This window comes from Calothrix rhizosoleniae SC01 (assembly GCF_900185595.1).
GTDB lineage: Bacteria > Cyanobacteriota > Cyanobacteriia > Cyanobacteriales > Nostocaceae > Calothrix_A > Calothrix_A rhizosoleniae.
Genome location: NZ_FYBH01000357.1, coordinates 1 through 3,991, shown reverse-complemented (window position 1 = coordinate 3,991; position 3,991 = coordinate 1). Strand labels below are relative to the sequence as shown.

At 39.9% G+C, this 3,991-nt stretch carries 3 protein-coding genes; 2 read left to right on the top strand and 1 reads right to left on the bottom strand.

Annotated features, from left to right (window positions below):
* Positions 1-285: J domain-containing protein (locus tag CALSC_RS21910; RefSeq protein ID WP_235006887.1), on the top strand; the 285-nt coding region annotated here is incomplete at its 5' end.
* Positions 286-302: 17 nt separating this feature from the next.
* On the opposite strand, the gene CALSC_RS21905 is transcribed toward CALSC_RS21910, so the two are convergent.
* Positions 303-2,342: an ATP-binding protein gene (locus tag CALSC_RS21905; RefSeq protein WP_088243377.1), complete on the bottom strand. Its 2,040-nt coding sequence runs from the start codon at positions 2,340-2,342 to the stop codon at positions 303-305.
* A gap of 293 nt (positions 2,343-2,635) precedes the next feature.
* Here CALSC_RS21905 and purD point away from each other — a divergent pair, with 293 nt between their 5' ends.
* On the top strand, positions 2,636-3,907 hold the full coding sequence (gene purD, locus CALSC_RS21900; RefSeq protein ID WP_088243376.1) for a phosphoribosylamine--glycine ligase: 1,272 nt from the start codon (positions 2,636-2,638) through the stop codon (positions 3,905-3,907).
* Positions 3,908-3,991 lie beyond the last annotated feature (84 nt).

Here is a 3,991-nt window from a genome sequence, read left to right as displayed (position 1 = left end):
GTATTTTGGAGAATTGGTATAAGTGGGAGTATGGGAGGTAGAGTAAAAATTTGGCAACAAACTTGGGGTGTTGAGAAAAGCCAAAATAACTTTGTAGTATCTGGTGAATGGTGGGAAGTGCTTGGTGTAGATATAGATGCTTCTTCCCATGATGTTAAGAATGCTTACCGGCGATTAGCACGAGAGTACCATCCTGATATCAATAATTCTGCCAGTGCCCAAAACGCAATGCAAGCAATTAGTCATTCTTATCAAGAATTTCAACAAAAAACGAACCGAAAATAAAATTCAAGTAACCCTTACTAACTAAGATATTGCATAATAATTGACTCTAGCTGCACAATCCTTAAGGGCTTAGTTAAATATTCATTCGCTCCAACTGGATAGGAGCTTTTATCCGTAGTACTTGCAGATATCATCATCACCACAGGCAAATTTTGCCAATCTTGATTTTGTCGCAGTTGAGCCAGCAAATCCCATCCCCTATCATCCTCGTCCAGGGAATCCCTTTGCCAATCCCCATCGAATAAAATTAAATCTGGCTGTTGAGCGTATAATTTATCTAAAAATTCCCGAGGGTTTTGCAAATGCTCAACTTGAAACCCAATCGCCTGTAAATAATCTTGTAATAATTTTGCTGCTTTTTCTTGCCTTTCCACCAGTAAAATACGTTTAGTGGTAGGAGCAGTATATACCCCAGAAATATGAGAATTGACGGATGTGTGTGAGTTGGAATCTCTATGTGTCCTAGATTGATAATTTTCTTCGGCATTAATAACAGGTAAAAATATAGTAAATCGACTACCTTCACCCACAGTAGATTCCAGGGTTACATCTCCACCATGTAATCGTGCTAACTTACGTGTCAAAGCCAAACCTAATCCTGTTCCCTCATATTGGCGATTTAAACGACTATCTAGTTGCTTGAAGGGAGTAAATAAAAATTCTAATTCTTCGGGAGCAATACCAATACCCGTATCTATAACAGTAAAAGTAATTCCTCGCGTTACTTTTTTTACTTCTAGGGAAACTTTACCTTTTGGAGTAAATTTAATCGCATTAGTTAATAAATTCAGCAACATTTGCTTAAATCGTCTATCATCTGCGATACAAGTTTCTGCTTGAGGGTCAATGCTTGTTGTTAGTTGTAATCCTTTTTCCCAAGCACGATCGCGTACTGTGGAAATTACATAATTACACAAGTCTCGAACGTGTAATTTAGACAGTGATAGTTCCTCTTTGCCTGCTTCGACTTTAGATAAATCCAAAATATCATTAATTAGTGCCAGCAGGTGTTCTCCACTCTGATAAATACAATCAATGTATTTTTGTTGCTTATCATTCAGATTTCCCACCATTTCTTGTTGCAAAAATTGAGATAGTCCCATGATTGCATTCAAAGGAGTGCGTAACTCATGGCTCATTGTCGCGAGGAATTGACTCTTGGCTCGACTACCTGCTTCCACAGTTTCTTTACTAGCAAGTAGTTGTAATTCAGTTTGCTTGCGCTTACTAATATCCTCTATCATGGCAAGGCAAAATTTTGGTTTGCCATGTCTGTTAGGAATCAAAGAAACATTTACCAGAGTCCACACTAATTTGCGATCGCGATGGAACAATTGCCTTTCCATTTCTAAACGCTCCTCAATTCCCGATAGGAGCTGTTTATAAAGCTCTAAATCTCCAGCTTGTTTACAAATAATATCTGTGAATCGTTTGCCACATAATTCTCCTCGGTTATAGCCTATTATCTGAGATAAAGCTGGATTAGTATCGACAATCCGTGCTTTCATGTCTACCAAACCAATACCAATGGAAGAACGCTGAAAAATCGCCCGAAATTGTGCTTCACTTTGCCGTAATGCTGCTTGAGTTGTTTCCCTCCTGTGACATTGTTGACGAGCGATGGCAGAGAGTAATGTACGTCGTAAAATTTGAGGAGATATCTCACTTTTGACTAAATATTCCTGTACTCCCATCCGCATCACTCTGAATAATATCTCTTCATCTTGCCAATTTGCGATCGCTACAATTGCTACCTCGGGAGCTAAGGAACAAAAATCAGCAATAACTGCTAAACCATGAGTATGATTATCGGATAACTCTAATATTGCTGCATCCACTAACTGAGACTGCAAGACCGATGTAGCTTCTACAAAATGATCAACTTCAATTATTGTTAACTCTCTCAAATACTGGTAGTCTTTATTGCTTATCTGCCTCAGTTTTTGGAGCAAATAATCCCCATTGCTAGTTAAATTAGCAATACTTCTGCTGTCATTCGATTCTAGATTGATATGACATTGGGAAAATAGGAGAACATTAAATGTTTCGCGCTTCATAACGCCTGAATTATAGTATACTTTTATACTTATACCAGGAAAGGCTTCTCAGTAGCAAAAATATAAGTAACACCAATTTGAAGGAGGCAGTCCCAATGAAAAAATTTCACCATCAATTATCTAAGTAGAATTTTTCCTTCTCTCTGCTCCCTGCTCCCCTGCTTAGAAGCCAGAAGGGCAGATAAATACTGACTCATCTACGGAAAAATCTTGAAAAAAATTTTGATCACTGAAAAAATTGAAATAAGAGTAACCTTAGGGTCTTCTCGCTTTGTTCTCTGGTGAGGAAATTTGTGAAAATTTTAGTGGTTGGTAATGGAGGGCGAGAACACGCCCTTGCTTGGAAGTTATTACAATCCCAGCAAGTGGAGCAAGTATATTGTACCCCTGGCAATGGTGGTACAGCAATTATGTCGGGTTGCCAAAATTTACCCCTAAAGGTAGATGAATTTGAGAAAATTAGTCAATTTTCTCTACAAGAAGGGGTGGATATGGTAGTTGTAGGGCCAGAAATACCTTTGGCAAAAGGTATTACCGACTACTTACAAACGCAAGGTTTAATGGTATTCGGGCCTACCCAAGCAGGGGCACAAATTGAAGCCAGTAAGGCTTGGTCAAAATCCTTAATGCAAGCAGCAGGTATTCCCACAGCCAAAGCAGCAGTGTTTACCCAAGCTCCAGAGGCAAAATCCTATGTCCAAGCTCAAGGAGCGCCCATAGTAGTCAAAGCAGATGGTTTGGCAGCAGGAAAAGGGGTAATTGTAGCAACCACAATTGAGCAAGCAGAATCAGCCATTGAGTCAATCTTCCAGGGACAATTTGGTAGTGCGGGAAAATTTGTGGTAATTGAAGAATGTTTAACCGGACAAGAGGTATCGGTATTGGCATTAACCGATGGATTGACCATTCGCCCCTTATTACCAGCTCAGGATCATAAACGGATTGGAGAAGGAGATACAGGAGACAATACAGGAGGCATGGGAGCTTATGCCCCCGCACCCATCGCCACCCCAGAAATAATGGCAAAAGTACAGACAGAAGTATTAGAACCAGCGATCGCAATTTTAAAATCCAGGGGTATTGATTATCGCGGGGTACTATATGCTGGTTTGATGATTTCTCCTCTAGGAGAGTTGAAAGTATTAGAATTTAACTGTCGCTTTGGCGATCCTGAAACTCAAGTAGTCTTACCCTTATTGGCAACACCTTTAGAAGAATTGATGCTGGCTTGTATTCAACAACGTCTAGGAGAAATGCCACCCATCACCTGGAAATCAGGAGTAGCAGCCACCGTAGTAGCAGCTTCCGGTGGTTATCCCAGCAATTACGAGAAAGGAAAAGCAATCTCCGGAATTGCTCAAGCCGAAGCATTGGGAGCAACAGTATTTCAAGCCGGTACACAATTATTAAGTCAACAAATTATCACAAATGGAGGGCGAGTCTTAAACGTCACTGGAATCGGAGACAACTTTCAGCAAGCATTAGATCAAGCTTATGCTGGGATTAAATCTATTGAATTTGAAGGCATGTATTATCGCCGGGACATCGGTTATCGAGTTAGGTGATAAAAGTGAGGGAGTAATGGTTGATAGTTAATAGTTGATGGTATTGGGGAAACTTACTTATTACTTATTATTTCCTTCACTCCT

Bases quoted from the DNA above. Each gene is read 5' to 3' on its own strand.
- CALSC_RS21905 (WP_088243377.1), bottom strand. From the start codon at position 2,342: ATGAAGCGCGAAACATTTAATGTTCTCCTATTTTCCCAATGTCATATC.